6 protein-coding genes are annotated in these 3,969 nt (G+C 44.3%); 2 read left to right on the top strand and 4 right to left on the bottom strand.

What is annotated here, in order from left to right; all coding sequences use genetic code 11:
• The 3 genes from B3182_RS12990 to B3182_RS13000 form a co-directional block, all read right to left on the bottom strand.
• On the bottom strand, positions 1-1,128 hold a 1,128-nt coding region (locus tag B3182_RS12990; RefSeq protein WP_292753034.1), incomplete at its 3' end, for an ammonium transporter.
• A gap of 18 nt (positions 1,129-1,146) precedes the next feature.
• On the bottom strand, positions 1,147-1,485 hold the full coding sequence (locus B3182_RS12995; RefSeq protein ID WP_226075668.1) for a P-II family nitrogen regulator: 339 nt from the start codon (positions 1,483-1,485) through the stop codon (positions 1,147-1,149).
• A gap of 63 nt (positions 1,486-1,548) precedes the next feature.
• Positions 1,549-2,280: a TorF family putative porin gene (locus B3182_RS13000; protein WP_292358510.1), complete on the bottom strand. Its 732-nt coding sequence runs from the start codon at positions 2,278-2,280 to the stop codon at positions 1,549-1,551.
• A gap of 286 nt (positions 2,281-2,566) precedes the next feature.
• Here B3182_RS13000 and lgt point away from each other — a divergent pair, with 286 nt between their 5' ends.
• Positions 2,567-3,340: a prolipoprotein diacylglyceryl transferase gene (lgt, locus tag B3182_RS13005; protein WP_292358508.1), complete on the top strand. Its 774-nt coding sequence runs from the start codon at positions 2,567-2,569 to the stop codon at positions 3,338-3,340.
• Here the strand turns inward: lgt and B3182_RS13010 are convergent.
• Positions 3,337-3,696, bottom strand: a complete 360-nt coding sequence (locus B3182_RS13010) for a diacylglycerol kinase (protein ID WP_292358505.1) — start codon at positions 3,694-3,696, stop codon at positions 3,337-3,339. The genes lgt and B3182_RS13010 overlap by 4 nt on opposite strands.
• 152 nt (positions 3,697-3,848) lie before the next feature.
• Between B3182_RS13010 and B3182_RS16365 the strand changes: the two genes are divergently transcribed.
• A partial coding sequence (locus tag B3182_RS16365; RefSeq protein WP_414683348.1) for an FAD-dependent oxidoreductase occupies positions 3,849-3,969 on the top strand: 121 nt, incomplete at its 3' end.

Here is a 3,969-nt window from a genome sequence, read left to right on the forward strand (position 1 = left end):
GAAGATGGTAGCTGCACCGATGATTTGTGCTGAGAAACTGGCATCAGAGTTTGTCAAAGGCACTGCAAGCAGACCCCAAAGACCAACCACACCATGCACAGAGATAGCACCGACAGGATCGTCGATTTTAACTTTGTCCATAAAGACGATTGAGAACACCACAATTACACCACCGACAGCACCGATAATGGTAGCCATTAATGGAGTTGGCGTGTCTGGACCAGCAGTAATCGCTACCAGACCAGCTAAAGCACCGTTCAAAATCATGGTTAAGTCAGCTTTACCAAACAGTAATTTGGCGACAACCAAAGCAGCGATAACACCACCAGCAGCCGCTGCATTTGTGTTCAGGAACACCATCGCAACAGCGTTAGCGCTAGCCATATCGCCTAATTTCAATACAGAACCGCCGTTAAAGCCGAACCAACCCATCCACAGGATGAATGTACCTAAAGTTGCTAATGGCAGGTTTGCACCTGGTATCGGACGAACTTCACCGTTAGGGCCATATTTGCCTTTACGAGCACCCAGTAGGATAACACCGGCTAATGCTGCAGCAGCCCCTGCCATATGAACGATACCGGAACCAGCAAAGTCAAGGAAGCCAAGGTCACCCAGGTTATACATGCCAAATACATCAGCACCGCCCCAAGTCCATGAACCTTCTAATGGATAGATAAACGCAGTCATCACAACAGCAAATGCAGCGAATGCCCACAATTTCATACGTTCAGCAACAGCACCAGAAACGATAGACATTGCCGTAGCAACAAACACTACCTGGAAGAAAAAGTCAGATGCGGCAGAGTAAACTGCACCACCTTCAAAACCCTCTTCAGCAGATGCTGCCAATGCATCAGCAACCAGTGTTTCACCGCCATCAATTCCAGCCAGGAATAAACCGCCGCCGTACATGATGTCATAACCCACTACCAAATAAGAGGTACAGGCAATGGCAAACAACATAACGTTTTTGGTCAGAATTTCAGTGGTATTTTTCGCACGAACCAGACCTGCTTCAAGCATCGAGAAGCCAGCCGCCATCCACATAACCAGAGCACCACATACTAAAAAGTAAAAGGTGTCCATGGCGTACTGGAGTTGGAAGATTTGATTTCCTAATTCCATGTTAATGTCTCCTCAAGCTTACAGAGCATCAGGGCCGGTTTCGCCAGTGCGAATCCGAACCACTTGCTCAAGTGGGTAAACGAAGATCTTGCCATCACCGATTTTGCCAGTGTTAGCACCCTTGATAATAGCTTCGATAACTTGTTCTACGATGCCGTCATCAATTGCGATTTCCAGTTTCAATTTAGGCAGGAAATCCACAACGTACTCCGCCCCACGGTATAACTCCGTGTGACCCTTTTGACGTCCAAATCCTTTTACTTCAGAAACCGTTAAACCTTGTACGCCGATTTCAGAGAGTGATTCGCGGACATCATCAAGCTTGAAGGGCTTGATAATAGCTACAACTTGTTTCATAAGCGTATTCCTTCTTTAGAAAAGATGGCTCTGTTTACCAGAGCCATCTGCTTGGGGTGTGTTTTAGAATGATGAACTCACGCTTACTAAGAAACGATCATCTGCATTACTATCAACCACGGCAAAATCTTCACCATCGCTATCTGTTCCGTAATAGCCAACAGACCAATCCAGACCAGCAAAGCCTTTCGTTACACCAATGCCGTAATCGCTGTAGCTATCGCTTTTAGCAGGATCCCCATCATTACGATCTGAGTCGGTGTAACCATAATGTGCTGATAACGCTAAACCATATGGAAGATCATAATCAAAGCCGAGTTTATAGTAGATTTCGTCTTCGCCTGTATTGACCCAGTCACTAGTATAAAACACGGTAGCACTGAAGTAGCTGTATGAAAGGCCGCCATAATATTCGTTATAGTCCAGCTCTTCGTCATTTTCAGTACCTGGATACATATAACGAACCACGCCTAAATCATAGCCGATGCCACTTTCGCCAAACTCATTGGCAAAACCGGCATACACATCAATTTCAATATTCGTTTCATCGTCGATAGAAAGGTTAGAAGCCCATGTGCCAGCATAAAGACCAGATGCATGTGCGTAGTCAAAACCACCTTGAATAGCAGGTTTATCATCGGTAAAAGAAATACCTCTGAATAAGTAGTCGCTGAACAGGCCAACATTAGCACTGGTTGAATGCGCACCATCTTCGCTTTCCCATGCCATTGCTGATGAAGCGGCGAAAACTGATGTAGCAGCAAGACATATTGCTGAGAGCGTTTTGAATTTCATTTATATCTCCTCGTTTGAATTGTTTTAGTCTTGTTGAATCCGATGCGTTGATTTTTTACAACACCGTGTATTCAGACTGCCACAACTAACGCAGTTTATATGCCACATTTGAAAACACTTTTAATTACAATGAGATGGGATAATTTCGGGTTGGTTTTAGCTTAATAAAAGGCTTATTTTGGTGCGCCGTAGAAATTGTCGCGCCCAATAATGGTGCAAAATTCTGTAATGAAGATTCATAGCGAGCTTGATATGATGCCTGCACCATAGTAAACGAGAACAAAAAATGACTTACCCACAGATTGATCCTGTCGCCTTGGAGCTTGGTCCCTTAGCCATTCATTGGTATGGATTAATGTATCTGTTTGGTTTTGTTGCGGCCTGGATGCTGGCCAGATCGAGAGCCAATGATCATGGTTGGGAAAAATCTCAGGTAGAAGACCTGCTTTTCTATGGTGCGATTGGTGTAATCATCGGTGGAAGAATTGGCTATGCACTTTTTTATGATTTGCCAAATGTCATAAATAACCCATTGAATCTGTTTAAGGTCTGGCAGGGAGGCATGTCATTTCATGGCGGATTGCTTGGTGTGTTATTGGCAATCTGGTTATTTGGTCGCAAGACAAACCGATCCTTTTTTGAAATCAGTGATTTCGTCGCACCATTAGTCCCATTAGGTTTGTTTTTTGGTCGAATAGGCAATTTTATCAATGGCGAGTTATGGGGTAGAGTCTCTGATGTGCCCTGGGCGATGGTGTTTCCAACAGGTGGTCCGTTAGCGCGTCATCCATCCCAGCTTTACCAGGCGATGATGGAAGGCTTGTTACTATTTATTATTCTCTGGTGGTTCTCGGCAAAAAACCGCCCACGGGCAGCGGTTTCAGGACTGTTTTTACTGGGCTATGGGTGTTTCCGCTTTATCGCCGAATTTTTCAGGGTTCCCGATCCGCAATATGGTTATCTGGCATTTAATTGGTTCACCATGGGGCAGTTGTTATGTGTACCGATGATCATTGCAGGTTTGATTATCATAATTTGGGCTTATCAAAGAAAAACTTAATCCAGCAAAATCATCAGCCAGGTCGCTGCACTAAGCAATAAGGTCATTAATACCGCCAGAGAGCCGTAATCTTTGGCTCGGCCAGAGAGCTTATGTACATCAGTGCTGACGCGATCCACCACACACTCGATGGCCGAGTTAAGTGCTTCAACAATTAAAACAGCTACTAGAGAGGCGATCATCAAAAGCCTTTCGGCTGGAGTGACATCCAGAAAAAAGCTTACAAACCCCAGTAATAACAACAAGATAAACTCCTGCCGAAAAGCAGATTCATAACGGATTCCAGCATACAGGCCTTGTAACGAATAAACTAAAGCAAACAGCAATCGCTTAATACCAGTATTTTTCTCAATCATGTCACTCCGTCCAATTGTTGTATTGAGGTTTATTTACATATCATCAGCTCGATTTGTCCAAACTGATTATAAATGATTGAAATATTAGGCAAAGATTGTGACTGGCATGTTAAAATTCGCAATCTTTTACAAGTTTTTATCGCGGGTGAGTTATGCAGTTTCAAGATCAATATGACGTGATTGTCGTTGGCGGCGGCCATGCCGGCACCGAAGCCGCGTTAGCGGCTGCTCGCCAGGGCGTAAAAACACTGTTGCTTACACAGAATATTGAAA

This window comes from Methylophaga sp. UBA4204, from assembly GCF_002379485.1.
Taxonomy (GTDB): domain Bacteria; phylum Pseudomonadota; class Gammaproteobacteria; order Nitrosococcales; family Methylophagaceae; genus Methylophaga.

Bases quoted from the DNA above. Each gene is read 5' to 3' on its own strand.
- lgt (WP_292358508.1), top strand. From the start codon at position 2,567: ATGACTTACCCACAGATTGATCCTGTCGCCTTGGAGCTTGGTCCCTTA.
- B3182_RS12995 (WP_226075668.1), bottom strand. From the start codon at position 1,485: ATGAAACAAGTTGTAGCTATTATCAAGCCCTTCAAGCTTGATGATGTC.
- B3182_RS13000 (WP_292358510.1), bottom strand. From the start codon at position 2,280: ATGAAATTCAAAACGCTCTCAGCAATATGTCTTGCTGCTACATCAGTT.
- B3182_RS13010 (WP_292358505.1), bottom strand. From the start codon at position 3,696: ATGATTGAGAAAAATACTGGTATTAAGCGATTGCTGTTTGCTTTAGTT.